This is a genomic window from Glycomyces endophyticus (assembly GCF_039531525.1).
In the GTDB taxonomy this organism is placed as follows: domain Bacteria; phylum Actinomycetota; class Actinomycetes; order Mycobacteriales; family Micromonosporaceae; genus Glycomyces; species Glycomyces endophyticus.
In genome coordinates this window covers 96,876-114,530 of the sequence record NZ_BAAAQF010000007.1, presented here as the reverse complement: position 1 = coordinate 114,530, position 17,655 = coordinate 96,876, and the positions used below count along the sequence as shown (strand labels likewise).

The 17,655-nt window shown below is 72.0% G+C and carries 14 protein-coding genes, 1 tRNA gene and 1 pseudogene; 6 read left to right on the top strand and 10 right to left on the bottom strand.

What is annotated here, in order from left to right:
- Positions 1-69: 69 nt before the first annotated feature.
- From ABD419_RS11870 to ABD419_RS11860, 3 genes are all read left to right on the top strand, one after another.
- On the top strand, positions 70-672 hold the full coding sequence (locus ABD419_RS11870; protein WP_344486387.1) for a hypothetical protein: 603 nt from the start codon (positions 70-72) through the stop codon (positions 670-672).
- 91 nt (positions 673-763) lie between these two features.
- On the top strand, positions 764-2,470 hold the full coding sequence (locus ABD419_RS11865; protein WP_344486384.1) for a SulP family inorganic anion transporter: 1,707 nt from the start codon (positions 764-766) through the stop codon (positions 2,468-2,470).
- Positions 2,471-2,515: 45 nt separating this feature from the next.
- On the top strand, positions 2,516-4,405 hold the full coding sequence (locus ABD419_RS11860) for an alkyl/aryl-sulfatase (protein WP_344486381.1): 1,890 nt from the start codon (positions 2,516-2,518) through the stop codon (positions 4,403-4,405).
- A 70-nt stretch (positions 4,406-4,475) separates the two neighbouring features.
- Here the strand turns inward: ABD419_RS11860 and ABD419_RS11855 are convergent, their stop codons facing one another.
- The 3 genes from ABD419_RS11855 to ABD419_RS11845 all read right to left on the bottom strand — a co-directional run bounded on the left by ABD419_RS11855 (position 4,476) and on the right by ABD419_RS11845 (position 6,030).
- The gene (locus ABD419_RS11855) at positions 4,476-5,306 is read right to left on the bottom strand and encodes a mechanosensitive ion channel family protein (RefSeq protein WP_344486378.1); all 831 of its coding nucleotides are present in this window, start codon (positions 5,304-5,306) and stop codon (positions 4,476-4,478) included.
- A 65-nt stretch (positions 5,307-5,371) separates the two neighbouring features.
- A complete protein-coding gene (locus ABD419_RS11850; protein ID WP_344486375.1) occupies positions 5,372-5,743 on the bottom strand; it encodes an SHOCT domain-containing protein in 372 nt (123 codons plus the stop codon).
- Positions 5,744-5,947: 204 nt separating this feature from the next.
- Positions 5,948-6,030, bottom strand: a tRNA-Leu gene (locus tag ABD419_RS11845).
- Positions 6,031-6,258: 228 nt separating this feature from the next.
- On the opposite strand from ABD419_RS11845, the gene ABD419_RS11840 reads away from it, so the two are divergent.
- Entirely contained in the window at positions 6,259-6,795 is a 537-nt protein-coding gene (locus ABD419_RS11840; protein ID WP_344486373.1) for a hypothetical protein, read from the top strand.
- A gap of 56 nt (positions 6,796-6,851) precedes the next feature.
- Here the strand turns inward: ABD419_RS11840 and ABD419_RS11835 are convergent, their stop codons facing one another.
- The 4 genes and pseudogenes from ABD419_RS11835 to ABD419_RS11820 all read right to left on the bottom strand — a co-directional run.
- Positions 6,852-7,364 carry a flavodoxin family protein gene (locus ABD419_RS11835; RefSeq protein WP_344486371.1) on the bottom strand — a complete coding sequence of 171 codons (513 nt, stop codon included), beginning with the start codon at positions 7,362-7,364 and terminating at the stop codon, positions 6,852-6,854.
- Between the two features lie 63 nt (positions 7,365-7,427).
- Complete coding sequence (locus ABD419_RS11830) at positions 7,428-8,708, bottom strand: NAD(P)/FAD-dependent oxidoreductase (protein WP_344486368.1); 1,281 nt, start codon at positions 8,706-8,708, stop codon at positions 7,428-7,430.
- 110 nt (positions 8,709-8,818) lie between these two features.
- On the bottom strand, positions 8,819-11,059 hold the full coding sequence (locus ABD419_RS11825) for an acetate--CoA ligase family protein (RefSeq protein ID WP_344486627.1): 2,241 nt from the start codon (positions 11,057-11,059) through the stop codon (positions 8,819-8,821).
- A gap of 39 nt (positions 11,060-11,098) precedes the next feature.
- Positions 11,099-11,653, bottom strand: a pseudogene (locus tag ABD419_RS11820) (GNAT family N-acetyltransferase); the annotation flags it as partial.
- Between the two features lie 36 nt (positions 11,654-11,689).
- Between ABD419_RS11820 and ABD419_RS11815 the strand changes: the two are divergent.
- Positions 11,690-12,331, top strand: a complete 642-nt coding sequence (locus ABD419_RS11815; RefSeq protein WP_344486365.1) for a response regulator — start codon at positions 11,690-11,692, stop codon at positions 12,329-12,331.
- On the opposite strand, the gene ABD419_RS11810 is transcribed toward ABD419_RS11815, so the two are convergent.
- Positions 12,324-13,562 (bottom strand): GAF domain-containing sensor histidine kinase, encoded by a 1,239-nt coding sequence (locus ABD419_RS11810; RefSeq protein WP_344486362.1) that lies wholly within the window; start codon positions 13,560-13,562, stop codon positions 12,324-12,326. The genes ABD419_RS11815 and ABD419_RS11810 overlap by 8 nt on opposite strands.
- 146 nt (positions 13,563-13,708) lie before the next feature.
- On the opposite strand from ABD419_RS11810, the gene ABD419_RS11805 reads away from it, so the two are divergent.
- A complete protein-coding gene (locus ABD419_RS11805) occupies positions 13,709-16,087 on the top strand; it encodes a phosphoketolase family protein (protein ID WP_344486359.1) in 2,379 nt (792 codons plus the stop codon).
- A gap of 46 nt (positions 16,088-16,133) precedes the next feature.
- Here the strand turns inward: ABD419_RS11805 and ABD419_RS11800 are convergent, their stop codons facing one another.
- Together ABD419_RS11800 and ABD419_RS11795 are read right to left on the bottom strand one after the other, a co-directional pair.
- The gene (locus tag ABD419_RS11800) at positions 16,134-17,135 is read right to left on the bottom strand and encodes a 2-hydroxyacid dehydrogenase (protein ID WP_344486356.1); all 1,002 of its coding nucleotides are present in this window, start codon (positions 17,133-17,135) and stop codon (positions 16,134-16,136) included.
- A 67-nt stretch (positions 17,136-17,202) separates the two neighbouring features.
- Positions 17,203-17,643, bottom strand: coding sequence for a universal stress protein (locus ABD419_RS11795; protein ID WP_344486353.1), 441 nt, complete (start codon positions 17,641-17,643; stop codon positions 17,203-17,205).
- Between the last annotated feature and the right edge of the window lie 12 nt (positions 17,644-17,655).

Sequence of the window (17,655 nt, the reverse complement as noted above, 5' to 3'; positions counted from 1 at the left end):
GAAGGGGCCGACCACACCGGTCGGCCCCTCGACCCGTGCTCAGAGGCGCACCACGAGCTTCCCGGTGGTGTGCCGCCCGGCGAAGTCCGCGATCGCCTGCGCGTCAACCACGGCTTCACGTGCCGCCTGTACGGCGTCGCCGACGACGGCCTGACCAAGGTCACCGCGCACTTCGTCGGGATCGAGCAGCCCGACAGGGAGGACCCGTTCCCCTTCCTGGAACTGGAGATCGGCGCCTGGACCTCCCTCGACCCCATCCGCGACGACTGGATCGACTTCGAAGCGCCCCAAGGCGAATCGGGCTACGACCTGCCGCAGACCGCCGGCGACGAACTCGGCCCGGGCACCGACGTCCCCTTCTTCGGTACGGGAGAGGTGCTCGGGCGCGTCCCCGAGGGGACCCGGCTCCTCGCGCCGCTCTACAACCCGTGGGGGATGTACGGAGTCCACGCGGTCTTCCATGTCGAGGACGAGGCGGCGCTCGCGGACATCGAGGCCATGGCCGAGCTCGCGTCCACCGGCGAACGCTACCCCGACGCCGACCTCACCACCGGCGACCTGACCTCGCACCGCATCTCCTACAACGGCGACGCGGGCGGCTGCCAGGTCAAGCTCGACACCGTCGACACCGGCGACGCCGTGATCGCCCTCCTCCACGTCGCCTGCGACTGACCCCGAACCCCGCACCGGCCGGCCCGGGGCCGTGTACCGTCCGGGCGAGGACCAGCGACGACGCGGGTCCGCTGCGCGCGGAGGTGCTCCGATGGCCGAGGTGGACGAAACCGCCGCCGAGGCGGCGGCGCGGCGGCGCCCCCGGCCGACGGTGCGCGACGCGGTCGCCGGGTTCGCGACCGGCCTGTTCTCGATCCCCGAGGGCATGGCGTACGCGACGGTCGGCGGGTTCGCCGCTCCGCTGGGGCTGTGGTCGGGCGCGGTCCCCACGATCATCGGCTCGATCCTGTCCCGCACCGTCCTCATGGTCACCACCCTCACCAGCGCGATCGCCCTGTCGGCCGGGGGGATCCTCGCCGAGGCCGGGCTCGATCCCGGCGACGCGGGCGCGGTCGCGGCACTGACGCTCGTGGTCGGCGCCTGGATGGTCCTCCTCGGGCTGCTCAGGCTCGGCTCGGCGATGTCCTATGTCTCCACGGCGGTGATGACCGGGTTCACCGCGGGCATCGCGGTGCAGATCCTCGCCGGAGTCGTCGAGGACGCGACCGGGTACGCGCCCGAGTCGTCGAACACCGTCAGGAAGCTCGCCGAAGCGCTGTGGCACGTGGGCGACTGGGACGGCCCGACGGTGGCCGTCGCCGCCGCCACCATCGCCGTCTGGGCGGTCGTGCGCCCGTTCAAGCGCCTGCGCGCGTCGGCGACCCTGATCGCGCTCCTCGCCGTCACGGTCGCCGTCGCCGTCCTGGGCACCGGTGTGGAGCGCGTCGACGACATCGCCTCGATCAGCCGCTCGCTGCCGCCGTTCACGCTGCCCGACGCGTCCGCGCTGCCCCATCTCGTCTACGGCGGGCTCGCCATCGCCCTCATCGCGCTGGCGCAGGCGGCCGGGATCGGCGCCGCCGTCCCGAATCCGGACGGCTCCCGGTCGGACGCCTCGCGCGACTTCACCGCACAAGGCGCCGCCAACCTCGCCGGGGGCCTGTTCGGGGCGCTGCCCACCGGCGGCTCGCTGTCGCGCACGGGCGTCGCCACCAGCGGCGGGGCGCGCACGCGCTGGGCGGGGATCTTCGCCGGGGCCTGGCTGATCGTCCTCGTGCTCGTCCTCGGGCCGCTCGCCGGGGCGATCCCGATGGCGGTGATCGGCGGCCTGCTCCTGGTCATCGGCGCCGAGCTGGTCGTCTCGCGCCTGGGCGACATCCGCCTGGTGGCGCGCACGTCTTGGCTCTCGACCCTGGCCATGGCCGCCACCTTCGCCGCGACCACCCAGCTGCCGCTCCAGCAGGCGATCTTCATCGGCGTCGGACTGTCCATGGTGCTGTACACGGTGCAGGCCGGCAAGCGCGGGCGGCTCGTCGAGCTCGTGCCCCTCGACGACGGCGACTTCCGCGTCGCCGAAGCGCCGGCCGTGCTGCCCGGCGACCGCACCACCGTCCTCCACTACCTCGGCTCCGGGTTCTTCGCGGAGGTCAATCGCCTCGAGGAGGAGTGGCCCGACACCACCGGCGCCCGGAACGCCGCCCTGGTGATCTCCCTGCGCGGCTCCGCGGGCATCCCCTCGGCCACGTTCCTGAAATCCCTCGACCGGCTCCTGGACCGCTGGGAGGGCAACGGCGTCACCGTCATCGTCTGCGGCGTCCCCGAACCGCTGCGCCGCCGCCTCGAACACGGCCGCTTCGCCGGCCGGCTCGAAGGCGCGCTCCTCGGCGACGGCGGGGGCGTCATGTCCTCGGTCCACGCCGCCTACCTCCTCGGGGAGGAGCGGCGCCTCGCCGCCGCCCCGCCGCCGTCGGACCCTTGACCGATTCCGGTGCACGGGCGGTGACCCGGTGCGACGATGAGCGGCATGACCGAGCCAAAGCCCGCCTCAGCGTCCATCGCCGCGCAGCAGCGCGACACCCTCGCAGCAGGGCCCTTCGACGACACCGCCGACTTCGACGACGCCGCCCGCGGCCTGATCGCTCGGCGTGAGCCCGGGGCGGTCACCGCCGACGACGGGCGGGTGGTGTGGGACAACGACACCTACGCGTTCCTCGACGGCGACGCCCCCGACACGGTGAACCCGAGCCTGTGGCGGCAGTCCAGGCTCAACGCCGCCGCCGGGCTCTTCGAAGTCGTCGAAGGGATCTACCAGGTCCGCGGCATGGACCTGTCGAACATCTCCTTCATCGAAGGCGACGAAGGCGTGGTCGTCATCGACCCGCTCATCTCCACCGAGACCGCCGCGGCCGCCCTCGCGCTCTACCGCGAGCACCGCGGCGACCGGCCCGTCAGGGCCGTGGTCTACACCCACAGCCACGTCGACCACTTCGGCGGCGTCAAAGGCGTCACCACTCAGGACGACGTCGACTCCGGCACCGTCAAGGTCTTCGCACCCGAGGGGTTCGTCGAGCACGCCGTCGCCGAGAACGTCTACGCCGGCACCGCGATGGCCCGGCGCGCCGGGTACATGTACGGCGCCGCCCTCAGCCGCGGTCCGCAGGGCGCCGTCGGCGCGGGACTGGGCCAGACCACCTCGACCGGCACCGTCACCCTCATCGTCCCCACCGACGAGATCACCACCACCGGCCAGGAGGCCGTCGTGGACGGGGTGCGCATGGTCTTCCAGATGGCGCCCGACACCGAGGCGCCCTCCGAGATGCTCATCTACTTCCCGGACTTCAAGGCGCTGTGCGCGGCCGAGGACGCCACCCACACCTTCCACAACCTCCTGACCCTGCGCGGCGCGGTCGTGCGCGACCCGCACGGCTGGTCGAAGTACCTGACCGAGACCATCGACCTGTTCGGCGCCGACCTCGACGTCGTCTTCGCCTCCCACCACTGGCCGACCTGGGGGAACGAGCGCGCCGTCGCATTCCTCGCCTCCCAGCGGGACCTCTACGGCTACGTCCACGACCAGACCCTGCGCCTGCTCAACCAGGGGCTGACCGGCCCCGAGATCGCCGAAGAGCTCGTCCTGCCGCCGGCGCTGGAGCGCACCTGGTCCTCGCACGGCTACTACGGCTCCTTGAGCCACAACGTGAAGGCGATCTACCAGCGCTACCTCGGATGGTTCGACGGCAACCCCGCGAACCTGTGGCAGCACACCCCCGTCGAGCGGGCCAAGCGCTACGTCGACCTGGCGGGCGGGGCGGAGAACGCCGTCGACGCCGCGCAGATCGCGTTCGCCGCGGGCGACTACCGGTGGGCCGCCGAGGTCCTCAACCACGTGGTGTTCGCCGAGCCGAACCACGCCGACGCGCGCGACCTGCTCGCCGACACGTACGAGCAGCTCGGGTACGGGTCCGAGAACGGCACCTGGCGCAACTTCTTCCTGTCGGGCGCCACCGAGCTGCGCGAGGGGAACTTCGGCACGCCGACCGCCACGGCCTCGCACGACATCCTCGGCCAGCTCACGCCCGAACTGCTCTTCGACGCCCTCGCCATCCAGGTGAACGGCCCGAAGGCGTGGGACGAGCGGTTGACGATCGACGTGGCGCTGACCGACACCGGCGACCGGTACCGACTGCGCCTGTCGAACGGCTGCCTCACCTACACCAGGGCCGCGCAGCCCGGCGACGCCGACGCCACCGTGAGCGCACCGGCGAAGGCGCTCCCGTCGGTGGTCCTCGGCGGGCTCGGGCAGGAGCATCTCGCGGCCCAGGGCGTCGAGATCACCGGCGACGCAGAGGTCCTGCAGCGCCTCGCCGCCGTCCTCGACCCCGGCGACCCCGACTTCGACATCGTCACTCCCTGACGCGTCGAGTCCACCGAAGAGCAGCGCCCCGGCCGGTCGGCCGGGGCGCTCTCGTGTGCACGTCTTTCGGTCACAGTGCCGCAGGGGGCGTCAGCGGCTGGCGGGGCGGCGGCGTGACGACCACGGCGGGCAGGCCGTCCCGCTCCAGCACGGCGGCGACGGCCGACACCACCTGCGATCCGGCCTCCAGCTCCATGTCCCAGCGGTACCAGTAGCGCAGCAGCACCGTGCACCGGTCGGGCGCGGCCGAGCGCAGGAACGCCTCCGGTTCGGGGCGGTCCGCCACCGCGGGGACGCCGCGGGCCGCCTCGCAGAGCAGCGACAGGAGGCGGTCCGTGGGGAACGCCCGGGCGGTCCGCACCTCGGCCTCCCCGCGCAGGACGCCCCCGGCGGTGAAGTTCACGATCGGGTTCGACAGCGTCTCGCCGTTGGGGATGTGGACGGTGCGCCCGTCCGGCGACAGCAGGATGACCGCCCGCCCGTTGACCTCCTTGACGAAACCCCTGCATCCCGCGACCTCGACCAGGTCGCCGATGCGGATCGGCTGGCGCGTCTGGATCACGACGCCGGCCGCGAAGTTGTCGGCCGTCCCCCGCAGGACCAGCGCGAGCACGGCCAGCAGGATGAGGCACACGGCCACCAGCGGCTGTATGGTCACGCCGAGCACCGCCAGCGCCGAGGCGATGCCCACGAGCAGCACCGCGTACCCGACCGCGCGGGCGGTGACGGACTTCGCCTGCTCGGAGATGCCGCTGAGCCTCCCGAGGAGCCGGGTGGCGCCCTTGCGGCTCAGGCGCCACAGCAGCCAGGTCGCCGCGGCCATGAGCAGTGCCACGATCACGTGGCCGACCGTGACGGAGGACTGCGAGAACAGGTTGCCCAGATCGATAGCGGAACGCATGGTCGCCTCCTGACCGGTGCGGGGGCGGGCGCCGCGCGGCGCCCGCCCCCGTGGAACTCACCCGCTCACGCGGCCGACGGCGCCCCGAGGACCCGGGTCTTCTCGGCTTGGAACTCCTCGTCGGTGAGTTTGCCCCGGTCGTGCAGGTCGGCGAGCACGCGGAGCTGCTCGGCGGTGTTGTCCGGGGCGTACCGTGCGACGAACTCGCGGCTGCCGGCGTCGATGGCCGCCCGCTCGGCGGCGGTCGCCCCGGCCGGGCGGGCGATCAGGTAGACGAGCGTGCCCAAGAACGGCAGCAGGATCACGACCACGATCCACAGTGCCTTGAGCCAGCCCTTGAGATCGTCCCGGCGGAAGATGTCGAGCAGCGCGAACGCCCACATCATCACCAGCGGCAGCCAGATCAGCAGCAGCCAGAAGAAATCCCAGAACGACATGGCGCCCCCCTCATGCCAGGATCGGGACCGGGACGGTCCCGACGATGACTCACTGTCCCAAGAAATCGACCGCCAGGTCACGAAACGGCGGAACAGTGCGGCGGGCCCGATCTCACCTGGTCCAGCCGGACGGGGGCCGGACATGAGGAAACCCCGCCTTCCAGTGTTCGTGCTGGTAAACGGGGTTGATATGCCTGGTGGTGATGGTGGCCAGGGCCGGGGTCGAACCGGCGACCTTCCGCTTCTCGGGCGGACGCCCACTCCAGTCACCCAGAAACTGGCTGGCCTGCGAACTCACTCCAAGTCCGAGTTCGCCTTGCCCCTTGCAGCCACGAGTTCGCTCCCTTCACCTCCACCATTTGCAGGCACACCACCTCCAATGAGGTGAGCCATGTCCGGTGGGACTTTCGTCCTGATAAGTCAAGGCTTCTGGTCTCTCCATGCCAGGGTTGATCTGCGGTTTTCTATAGGTGTCACCGGGCAATGGGCTCGGTGGGACACCGATTGGAGTCGCGATGACCACCTCTCCCGCAACCGCTTCCGCCGTCGCTCCGAGCACGGCAGGGCACCGGGCCGTCGACTACGTGTGGGGCGGACTGCGCATCGCTCTGGGATGGGTCTTCCTGTGGGCCTTCCTGGACAAGACGTTCGGGCTCGGGTTCGCCACCGAGCGGGACGCGTCCTGGATCAACGGCGGCAGCCCGACCGAGGGCTTTCTGGCCTTCGCCACGAAGGGTCCGCTCGCGGAGTTCTACCAGGGCATGGCCGGGTCGGCGTTCGCCGACTGGCTGTTCATGATCGGCCTGGCCGGTATCGGGTTCGCGCTGGTGCTGGGAGTCGGGATGCGGATCGCCGCGGCCGCGGGCGCGCTGCTGCTGGTGCTCATGTGGTCGGCTGCGCTGTGGCCGGAGAACAACCCGTTCATGGACGACCACCTGGTCTACGCGGGCCTCTTGATCGGGCTGGCGCTGGCCCGCGCGGAGGACACGCTCGGGTTCGGCAGGAGCTGGGGCCGGACCGGTCTGGTCCGGGGGTACCCCTGGCTCAAGTAGCCCGGCCGTGTCGAGCGGGCCGCGACCTTCCGGTCGCGGCCCGCTTCCGTCGTGGTTCATTCGGGGACGCAGGCGGCGGCGCGGGCGAGGCGCCCGGCCCAGCGGCGGGCGCGTTCGAGCTCGCCGGGGGCGAGCGGTCCGGGCGTGCCGACGACGGTGAAGTCCTTGGGCGGGGCGGCGAGTGTGCAGCGCGCCTTGCGCAGCAGCCGTGCCGCGGCTTTGGCCGCGGACCCGGCGAACACGACCTTAACGCGGGTACAGAACGCCGCGGTCGGCGTACCGGGCGCGATGTCGAGGTCGCCGAGCCATTCGCGGGCTCCGATTCCAGGAGAGACGAGCCCTGCGGGAGCGCGTTTGGCCGCCTCGTCCCGGGTGGCGGGGCGGCTGAGGCTGAAAGCGTGTGTGGGCGCGCCGATCACGACTAGGCCCACATCGGGTTTGAGTGCCGTCGGCGCCCGGCCGACCTCGAACAGGTCGACCGGCATCGTCTCGGCGATGCCTGCGGCCACGGCTTCGGCGACCTGTTTCGTGTTGCCGAACATGGATTCGTACACCACTACGGCTCGCATCTGGTCCTCCTTCATCGCTGCGGCGGAGCCGGTGCTCGATGAGCGCCGGCCCCGCCGAGAGGGTCACTCGCGGACCTGGTCCGCGAGGGTCTTGGACATGCCTTTGAGGCCCAGCTCCATGGCGTGCCAGGCCAGTCCGCCGTGGAAGGGCCGTCCGGCGGCGAACTGGTGGGGCAGGTAGTAGCCGAGGGCCTTCTTGCCCAGGCGCCAGATCGGGGAGACACCCACGAGGTAGTCCTCCTCGGCGTCGGGGTCCACCCGCACGGGTGCGGCGGGGTCGCCGGTGGTCTGGAGCGGGACTTGCGCAAAGGCGGCCTTGTCGAGCATCTCCATGACGCACATGCTCACCGGCGCGAAGCGGCGCGGCGCCGGGACGGCGGCGGGGTCGATGCGGGCGGCGATGTCGTCGGCGACGGCGTCGGCCTGGAGGAAGGCGAGGAACGCCTGTTTGACGGGGAAGTCGCCGGCGTCGCCGGGCGCGTAGACGTTCGCGGTGCCCTGGACGCGGCGGGTGTCGGGTTCGGTGAGGAGGAACCCGCGGTCGTCGGTGGGCAGGCCGGGGTAGTCGACGGCGGCCCGGTAGGGCGGGAAGGCCACGAGCAGGTCGAAGGTGCGGGCGGTGCCGTTGGCGTAGTGGGCGATGCCGTCCTCGACGCGGGTGAGGGCCTGGTCGGTGTAGCCGTTGACGCCGCGGTCGGCGAACTCGTCGGCGACGACGTGGTGGACGCCGGGTCCGAACGCCTGGATGAACTGATGTTCATACGTGGTGAAGGTGAGGCACACGAGGTCGCGCAGGTGGCGGCGGCGCAGCCAGGTCTCGAGCATGAACGCGATCTCGTAGAGGGGCCCGGCGCACTTGTTGCCCGGCGGGACGGCGAAGAGGACGTGGCGGACTTCGCCGTCGGCGGCCGCGAGATGGAGGCGTTCGAGGTCGTCGCCGAGGTCGTGCATCTGTCCGGGGGTCCAGATGGTGCGGGCGTGCTCGGCGAGCCCTGGGACCTCTTCGGGCCGCATCGCCGCGCCGGTGGCCAGGACGAGGTAGTCGTAATGCTCGATGGTGCCGTCGTCGAGTTCGACCAGGTGCAGGTCGGTGTCGACCCGCTTGAGCGAGGCGCGGACGAGGTCGACGCCGCGGCGCACGGCGGCGTCAGTGAGCGGGACGTGGAGTTTCGCCTCGTCGCCGCCGAAGGGCAGATAGATCGTGTTGGGGCGGAACAGGAAGTCGTGCTCGTTCGCGATGAGCCGCAGATCGACGCGATCGCCGAGGCGGGAGCGGAGGGTGAAGGCCGTCTCGAGGCCGGCGAAGCCGCCGCCGGCGATGACGACGCGAGGCCGCGTGCGCATGGTTCCTCCCGAAAGGATGGCTGGTGCTTCCATCCCATCGCTTCGCGGCGGCTCCGGACAGTGACGAAGCGCCGCCGCCGCCGGGCCGAAGGTCCCGACGGCGGCGGGATTCAGCGGAGGCGGCGGGCGACGGGGTCGGGCTCGTCTCCGACGCGGGCGAGCCGCATTTTCAGGTCGACCGCCTGGACCCCGTAGCGGACGGGCATGACCGGGTTGAGGTCGAGTTCGGCGATCTCGGGCAGGTCCTCGGCGAGGCGGCCGAGCCGCACCAGCAGGTCGGTGAGCGCCTCGGTATCGACCGGGCGCGAGCCCCGGTACCCCTCCAACAGCGGCAGGGACCGCAGCGACCGCCACATCGAGACGGCGTCCGCGTCGGTGACCGGCAGCAGCCGGAACTGCTTGTCGTCCATGATGTCGGTGGCGGTGCCGCCGAGGCCGGCCATGACCAGGGACCCGAAGAGGGGGTCATGGACGATGCCGGCGGCGAGTTCGACACCGGCGTCGAGCATCGGCTGCACCACCACGGCAGCGCTTTCGTCGCCGCTGACGCGGGCAGCGACCTCGGCGTAGGCGATCCGGACCTCGTGGGCGTCGGTGAGTCCGAGGTGGATGGTCCCGGTGCCGGTCTTGTGGATCAGGCGCGGGTCGTCGGCTTTGACGGCGACGGGGTAGCCCAGGGCGCGGGCCGCGGCGACGGCCTCGCCCTTGGAGGCGACGCGGATCGCGGGCGTGAGCTGGATGTCGTAGCAGGCCAGGATCGCAGCGGCGTCGGCGGCGGTCTGCCAGCCGTCCCCGTGCTCCAGGAGCCGGTCGACGAGGGCGCGGGCCCCGGCCCGGTCGATGCCGGGCAGGTCGGGGCGGGCCCCGAGGGGGCGGGTGCGCCAGGCGGCGTAGTCGGCGGCCCTGCCCAGGGCCGCGACCGCGGACTCGGGGAACGCGAACACCGGGACCTGTCTGGCGCCCAACACGGTCGGCGGATCGGCCAGGCCCATGACCACGGCGGCGGCCGGGAGTCCGGGCATGGCGTCGAGGGCGTCGCCGATCGCGGCGAGGGTGCCCTCGACGTCGCTCGTGCCGGTGGCCGCGAACACCGCGACGAGCGCGTCCACCGCTCCGCTGGTGCCCGCCGCGTCCAGGGCTTCGGCGAACGCGCCGGGGTCGGCCGCGGCGCCGAGGTCGACGGGGTTGGCGGCGGACGCGGCGCAGGCCAGGCGTCCGCGGGCGCGCTCGCCCAGGTCGAGGAGGGCGAGGCCGGCGCGGGAGGCGGCGTCGGCGGCCAGGACGCCCGCGCCGCCGGCGTTGCCGACCACGCCGAGGCGGTGGCCGTGCGGAAGCGGCTGGTCGACCAGGACGCGCGCGGTGTCGAGGAGCTGTTCGAGGGTGTCGCAGCGGATCACTCCGGCTTGGGCGAAGAGCGCGTCGACGGCGGTGTCAGAGGTGGCCGCGGCGGCGGTGTGCGAGAGTCCGGCCCGGCGCCCGGGTTCGGAGCGGCCGCCCTTGACGGCCAGGACCGGCTTGCGGCGGGCCACGGCCCGCGCGATGCGCGCGAACTTGCGCGGGTTCCCGAACGACTCGAGATACAGCGCAACGGCTTTCGTGCCGGGGTCGTCGTACCAGTAGGCGAGGAGGTCGTTGCCGGAGACGTCGGCCTTGTTGCCCAGGAAGACGAACGAGTGGACGCCCAGGCCCGTGCGGGTGGCGTGGGCGAGCGCGGCGATGCCGACCGCCCCGGACTGGGAGGCCAGGGACAGGCCCCCGGGTTCGGGCGCGTCGAGGGCGAAGCTGGCCTGGAGGCGCACCGAGCGGGCGGTGTTGACGACGCCGAGGCAGTTGGGCCCGACCAGGCGCATGTCGTGGTCGCGGGCGATGCGCACCAGCTCCCGCTGCGCCGCAGCGTCACCGGTCTCGGCGAATCCGGCCGTGACGATGACGGCGGCGAGCGCGCCCGCGGCGCCGGCCTCGCGCAGGACGTCGGCGACGTGCGGGGCGGGGACGGCGATGACGACCAGGTCGACCGGTTGCGGCAGTTGGGCGAAGGACGGGTACGCCTCGACTCCGGCGAGCGTGTCGGCCTCGGGGTGGACGGGGTAGACCGCGCCGGCGAAGTCGCCCTCGACGATGGAGGCGAGGATCTCGGCGCCGACGCCGCGGCCGGTGCGGCTTGCACCGACAATGGCGACCGAGACCGGGTCGAGCAGGGGGCGCAGGGACATGCGCTCGGCGGCCCGTTCGCGCTCGGCGACCTCGTCGGCGAAGGTGCTGTCGAGGTCGGCGGTGAGGACGACGTCGACCACGCCGTCGGCGTAGGGCATCGGCGCGTCCGGGGCGAGGCGTCTGGCCAGGCGCAGCATCTTGTAGTTGCCGCCCAGGACCTGGCCCGAGAGCTCCTTGACGCCGCCGGCCGCGGCGGCGAGTGCGAGGTGTTCGAGCAGGAGGGTGCCCAGGCCCCGGTGCTGGTGGCCGGGGACGACGAGGACGCCGAATTCGGCCTTCTCGGGCTGGTCGGGCAGGCACTGGAAGGAAGCCGCGGCGACCGGGGCGGCGTCGGATTCGACGATGAGCGCGATGCCGCGTGCCGGTGTCGTTGAGGGCGGCCAGGCGCTTGGCCTCGATGCCGAGGATGCCGCGGCCGGAGCCGAAGAACCGGTAGCGCAGGTCGGCCGGCGGGCAGCCTTCGTGCAGCGCCAGGAGCGGCTGGAGGTCGGCGGGGACGACCGGACGGAGGCGGACGATGCGGCCGTCGGCGTCGAGTGCGTCGACGGCCGGGGGCGGTCGGAGTGCCATGACAGGCTCCTTGCGGTTCGCGGCGGGGCCGGCGGTCGGCCCCGCCTCGATCGTGTGCCGCGAAGCAGGAGCGGGGTCAGTGCCGAACGGCGGGCCGGGGCGGGCCTTCGGTCCCTGCTCGGGCCGGGGACGAAGGTCCCCGGCAGAGCGGACTTCGGCATGGTGACCGCTGGCGCGAAGGCGCCCATACTCGAAGGATGGATACTGCAACGATCAGGGTGTTCCTGCTGGACGACCACGAGGTGGTCAGGCGGGGGCTGTGCGATCTCCTCGAACGGGACGGCGACATCGAGGTGGTCGGCGAGGCGTCGGACGTGGCCGAGGCGATGCGGCGCCTGCCCGCCGCGCGCCCGCAGGTGGCGGTGCTGGATGCGCAACTGCCGGACGGGAACGGCGTCGAGGTCTGCCGCATGATCAAGGAACAGGACCCGGACGTCGCGGTCGTCATCCTCACCTCCTATGAGGATGATGCGACGTTGTTCACCGCGATCGAGGCGGGCGCGGCCGGGTTCCTGCTCAAACAGGTGCGCGGCAACGACCTCATCGAGGCCGTCCGCACCCTCGCCGCCGGCGGCTCACTGCTGGATGCGCGCGTGACCGGTGCGGTCATGCAGCGCCTGCGCTCGGGCCCGCCCAAGGCGAGCGAGCTGGAGTCGCTCTCGGAGCAGGAGCAGCGCATCCTCGAACTCATCGGCGAAGGACTGACGAACCGGCAGATCGCCGAGCGGATGCACCTGGCCGAGAAGACCGTGAAGAACTACGTCACGCGCGTCCTCGCCAAACTGGGCCTGGAGCGGCGCACCCAGGCCGCGGTCCTCGCTTCCCGCGTCTTCAGTTGACCTGTCGCTCCAGCGGGATGCTCCATCGCAGCTCGGTTCCGGACGGCTCGACCGAGTCGATGTCGAATTCGCCGCCGAGCGAGGCGGTCCGCGCGGCGAGGTTCGCCAGGCCGCGGCGTGGTGCCTGCGGCGGAATGCCGCGCCCGTCGTCGGTCACCAGCATCCGCAGCACCCCCCTCTGCACCGTGAGGGACACCGCGACGCTCGTCGCGCTGGCATGACGGGCGGCGTTGGAGAGCGCCTCACGCAGCATCGCCAGCACCTCGATGCGCACCCGCTCGGGCACGTCCTCGTCCACCGGACCTGTGAATCCAACCTCCGGTGCGAAGCCGAGATGGTGGCGAACCACTCCGCACAAGCCGCGCACGGTCTGGGAGAACACCTGGTCGGTGTCGGTGTGGAGGCTGAAGATCGCCGCCCGCAGGTCCGCGATCGACCCGTCGATCTCGTCGACCGCCGAGTTGATCCGCGCAGCCGCGTCCGGCGCGTCCACGAGGTGCACGATGGACTGCAGGGCGAGTCCGGTCGCGAAGAGCCGCTGGATGACCAGGTCGTGCAGGTCGCGGCCGATCCTGTCGCGATCGCGGAAGACCACCAGCCGCTCGCGCTCGGCCTGGGAGGCCGCGAGTTCGGTGTACAGCCGCGCGTTGTCGATCGCCACGCCGGCCGCGGCCGCCAGGGCCTGGATGAGCGCCTCGTCGTCCTCGGTGAACAGCTCCCCGCCGCGCTTGTCGGTCAGGTAGAGGTTCCCCCACGCCTTGTCCCCCACCGTGACCGGCACGCCCAGGAACGTCCGCATCGGCGGGTGCCCGGGCGGGAACCCGACCGAGGCCGGGTGCGCCGACAGGTCGATCAGGCGCAGCGGCTCGGGATGGTCGATGATGTGGCCGAGGATCCCGCGGCCCGTCGGCGGGTCGCCGAGCGCCTCGATCTCCTCTCGCGAGAGCCCCTGGGTGCGGAAGTCCGCCAGACCGCCCGCGCCGTCGAGGACGCCCATCGCGCCGTACCGGGCGTCCACGAGCTTGAGCGCCGCCGCGACGATCCGGTCGAGGATCGCGGCCAGCTCCAGATCCGATCCGATCGAGATGACGGCGTCCAGCAGGGCCCGCAGCCGCTCGCGGTCGAGCACGATCTCGTCGACCCGCGAGGCGAGCTCACTGAGCAACTGGTCGATCGGCGTGCGCGGCTCGGGCGGTCCGGGGGTGTACGCGGGGCGCGGCGGGGACACCATCGGCTCATCGTATCGAGATCAGGCGGCAGCGCAACAGATCCGAGTGCCTTGGACCCGGGAACCGGGGACCTCCGTCCCTCCCGCGGAACCACCTGCCGGGATGAGGCTGGAGGCAGCCGAATCCACCGCGAACGCGAGGACCACAGATGGACACCGCACTCTCCCGGCCGCTGACCGAGGCGCGGCTGCGGCAGCTCGACGCCTACTGGCGGGCCGCGAACTACCTCACCGCCGGGCAGATCTACCTGCTCGACAACCCCCTGCTCCGCGAACCCCTGCGACCGGAGCACCTCAAGCCGCGCCTGCTGGGCCACTGGGGCACCAGTCCGGCGCTCAACCTCGTCTACGCCCACCTGAACCGGATCATCACCGAACGCGCCCTGGACGCGATCTACATCGCCGGCCCCGGCCACGGCGGACCCGCGATGCTCGCCAACACCTGGCTGGAGGGCACCTACACCGAGCACCACCCCTCCATCGGGCGCGACGAGGCCGGCATGGCCCGCCTGTTCCGCCAGTTCTCCTTCCCCGGCGGCGTCCCCTCCCACGCCGCACCCGAGGTCCCCGGCTCCATCCACGAAGGCGGCGAACTCGGCTACGCCCTCATGCACGCCTATGGCGCCGCATTCGACAACCCCGACCTCCTCGTCGCCTGCGTCATCGGCGACGGCGAGGCCGAAACCGGGCCCCTGGCCGCCTCATGGCTGTCGAACGTGTTCCTCAACCCCGCCCGCGACGGCGCGGTCCTGCCGATCCTCAACCTCAACGGCTACAAGATCGCCAACCCCACGGTCCTGGACCGCATCCCGCGCGATGACCTGCTCGCGATGATGCGCGGCTTCGGGTACGAGCCGCACCTGGTCGAAGGCGACGACCCCGACACCGTCCACCAGCTCCTCGCCGGCACCCTCGACGCGGCGGTCGACCGCATCAGGGCGATCCAGGACGAGGCCCGCTCCGGTTCGGCGACCGGGCGGCCCCGCTGGCCCATGATCGTCCTGCGCACCCCGAAGGGCTGGACCGGCCCGGCCGAGCTCGACGGGAAGCCGGTCGAGGGCACCTGGCGCTCCCACCAGGTCCCGCTCGGGGCCGTCCGCACCGACCCCGCCCAGCTCGCCGCCCTGGAGCAGTGGCTGCGCTCGTACCGGCCCGAGGAGCTCTTCGACGCCACCGGCGCCCCGGCGCCCGAACTGCGGACGGCCGCGCCGCGCGGCGACCGGCGCATGAGCGCCAACCCGCACGCCAACGGCGGCATGCTCCTGCGCGACCTCATCCTCCCCGACTTCCGCGACTACGCCGTCGACGTCGACCGGCCGGGCGGCACGGACGCCGAGGCCACCCGGGTCCTGGGCGAGTGGGTGCGCGACGTCATCGCCGCCAACCCCGACCGGTTCCGCCTCTTCGGCCCCGACGAGGTCGCCTCCAACCGGCTCGGCGCCGCCTTCGAGGTCACCGACCGGGCCTGGAACGCCTCGATCGAACCCGGCGACGACCACCTCGCGCCCGACGGCCGCGTCATGGAGGTGCTGTCGGAGCACCTGTGCCAGGGCTGGCTCGAGGGGTACCTCCTGACCGGCCGGCACGGCCTGTTCACCAGCTACGAGGCGTTCATCCACCTGGTCGACTCCATGTTCAACCAGCACGCCAAGTGGCTCAAGACCACCAACGCGATCCCGTGGCGGCGCCCGATCGCCTCGCTCAACTACCTGCTGTCGAGCCACGTGTGGCGCCAAGACCACAACGGGTTCTCCCACCAAGACCCCGGGTTCATCGACCACGTCGTCAACAAGAAGGCCGAGGTCGTCCGCGTCTACCTGCCGCCGGACGCCAACACCCTCCTGTCCACCATGGACCACTGCCTGCGCTCGCGGCAGTACGTCAACGTCGTCGTCGCCGGGAAGCAGCCCGCCCCGGCGTGGCTGACGATGGACGAGGCGGTGCGCCACTGCGAACGGGGCCTGGGCATCTGGGAGTGGGCCTCGACCGACGGCGGCACCGAGCCGGACGTGGTCCTCGCCTGCGCCGGCGACGTCCCCACACTGGAGACCGTCGCCGCGGCCGACCTCCTGCGCCGCCACCTGCCGCACCTGAAGGTCCGGGTGGTCAACGTCGTCGACCTCATGCGGCTCGAGCCCGACACCGAGCACCCGCACGGCCTGCCCGACCGGCAGTACGACGCGCTGTTCACCACCGACAAGCCGGTGATCTTCGCGTTCCACGGCTACCCGTGGCTGATCCACCGGCTCACCTACCGCCGCGCCGGCCACGCGCACCTCCACGTGCGCGGCTACAAGGAGGAGGGCACCACGACCACGCCGTTCGACATGGTCATGCTCAACGACCTCGACCGGTTCACCCTCGTCATCGACGTCATCGACCGCGTCCCGGGCCTGGGCCAGAACACCGCGGGCCTGCGGCAGGAGATGTGGGACGCCCGCCAGGTCTGCCGCGAGCACACCCGCGCCCACGGCACCGACCACCCCGCCGTCGCCGACTGGCGCCCCGGCAGGCCGCTCGAGCTGTAGCCGAGCACGAGGGGCGGGCCTGCGCGCCCGCCCCTTCGGGCTGCCCTCAATCCAGGCCGTGCACGACCGGGTGGAGGCCGGCGCCGCCGAATTCGAACGCGGTCAGGTTCGCGATCGTCGTGGCCGCGATCGCCTCGATCGCCTCGACGGTGAAGAACGCCTGGTGCCCGGTGATGAGGACGTTCGGGAACGAGCTGAGCCGGTCGAACACGTCGTCGCCGATCACCTGGTCGGAGAGGTCCTCGAAGAACAGCCCCGCCTCCTCCTCGTACACGTCCAGCCCCAGGTGCCCGATCCGACCGGACTTGAGCCCCTCGATCACCGCCGCGGTGTCCACCAGCGCCCCGCGGCTGGTGTTCACCAGCATCACGCCAGGCCGCATGAGCGCGATCCGCTCGGCATCGATGAGATGGTGCGTCTCGGGGGTGAGCGGGCAGTGCAGCGAGACGATGTCCGCGATCGTCAGCAGATCCTCCAGCCCCGTGTACTCCACGCCGGCGGCACGGGCCGCCTCGCTCGGATAGAGGTCGTACGCGAGCACACGGCATCCGAACCCGGCCATGATCCGCGCGAAGCACACCCCGATCTTTCCCGTCCCGACCACGCCGACCGTGCGGCCGTGCAGGTCGAACCCGAGCAGCCCGGTGAGCGCGAAGTTGTGCTCGCGGACCCGGTTGTAGGCGCGGTGGGTCTTGCGGTTGAGCGCCATGATCAGGGCCGCGCAGTGCTCCGCGACCGCATGCGGCGAGTAGTCCGGCACGCGGGCCACCGCGACTCCCAGCGCGGCCGCCGCGCGCAGGTCCACATGGTTGAACCCGGCCGAGCGCAGCGCCGCGAACCGCACCCCGCGCCTGGCGAGCTCGACCAGCACATCGGTGCCGAGGTCGTCGTTGACGAACGCGCACACCGCTTCGCTGCCTTCGGCCAGCACCGCGGTGTCACGGCTGAGTCGCGGCTCCAGGAACAACAGTTCGTGCACGCGTTCACGGTTCGCCTCTTGCAGGAACCTCTCGTCGTAGGGCTTGGTACTGAACACAGCCACTCGCATCACGGACCTCCATTCCAGACGATACGAAAACGGGGCGGCACGCGCCGCCCCGTCACCGATCCCTGTCTCACGCGGCGCCGCGGAAGACCAGGACCGGGCAGTGCGCGTGCGTGACGCAGTACTGGCTCACCGAGCCGATCACCGCGCCGACGAAGCCGCCGTGCCCCCGCGAACCGACCACGAGCATCCGGGCCCCGTCGGCGACCTCGAGCAGGACCTTCGCGGGGTGCCCCTCCCTGACGACGCGCTCGACGTGCACCGTCGGGAACTCTGCGGCGGCCTCTTCGACGGTCTTCTCCAGGCTGCGGCGGGCCTCCTCGGCGAACTCCTGCGCGGGCAGGATCATGGCCGCGGTGCCGTAGTTCATGGGGATCTGCCACGCCTGCACGGCCGTCACCACCAACCCTGCTGCGGCGGCGTGCGCCAGCGCCCATTCCAGCGCCCGGTGCGACGAGGGCGACCCGTCCACACCGACGACGATCCCGTTCTCCTGGTTGCGGTTCGACATGGCCCGCTCCTT

Bases quoted from the DNA above. Each gene is read 5' to 3' on its own strand.
- ABD419_RS11850 (WP_344486375.1), bottom strand. From the start codon at position 5,743: ATGTCGTTCTGGGATTTCTTCTGGCTGCTGCTGATCTGGCTGCCGCTG.
- ABD419_RS11860 (WP_344486381.1), top strand. From the start codon at position 2,516: ATGACCGAGCCAAAGCCCGCCTCAGCGTCCATCGCCGCGCAGCAGCGC.
- ABD419_RS11840 (WP_344486373.1), top strand. From the start codon at position 6,259: ATGACCACCTCTCCCGCAACCGCTTCCGCCGTCGCTCCGAGCACGGCA.
- ABD419_RS11800 (WP_344486356.1), bottom strand. From the start codon at position 17,135: ATGCGAGTGGCTGTGTTCAGTACCAAGCCCTACGACGAGAGGTTCCTG.
- ABD419_RS11830 (WP_344486368.1), bottom strand. From the start codon at position 8,708: ATGCGCACGCGGCCTCGCGTCGTCATCGCCGGCGGCGGCTTCGCCGGC.
- ABD419_RS11865 (WP_344486384.1), top strand. From the start codon at position 764: ATGGCCGAGGTGGACGAAACCGCCGCCGAGGCGGCGGCGCGGCGGCGC.
- ABD419_RS11855 (WP_344486378.1), bottom strand. From the start codon at position 5,306: ATGCGTTCCGCTATCGATCTGGGCAACCTGTTCTCGCAGTCCTCCGTC.
- ABD419_RS11810 (WP_344486362.1), bottom strand. From the start codon at position 13,562: ATGGTGTCCCCGCCGCGCCCCGCGTACACCCCCGGACCGCCCGAGCCG.
- ABD419_RS11835 (WP_344486371.1), bottom strand. From the start codon at position 7,364: ATGCGAGCCGTAGTGGTGTACGAATCCATGTTCGGCAACACGAAACAG.
- ABD419_RS11815 (WP_344486365.1), top strand. From the start codon at position 11,690: ATGGATACTGCAACGATCAGGGTGTTCCTGCTGGACGACCACGAGGTG.
- ABD419_RS11805 (WP_344486359.1), top strand. From the start codon at position 13,709: ATGGACACCGCACTCTCCCGGCCGCTGACCGAGGCGCGGCTGCGGCAG.
- ABD419_RS11795 (WP_344486353.1), bottom strand. From the start codon at position 17,643: ATGTCGAACCGCAACCAGGAGAACGGGATCGTCGTCGGTGTGGACGGG.
- ABD419_RS11825 (WP_344486627.1), bottom strand. From the start codon at position 11,059: ATGCTGCGCCTGGCCAGACGCCTCGCCCCGGACGCGCCGATGCCCTAC.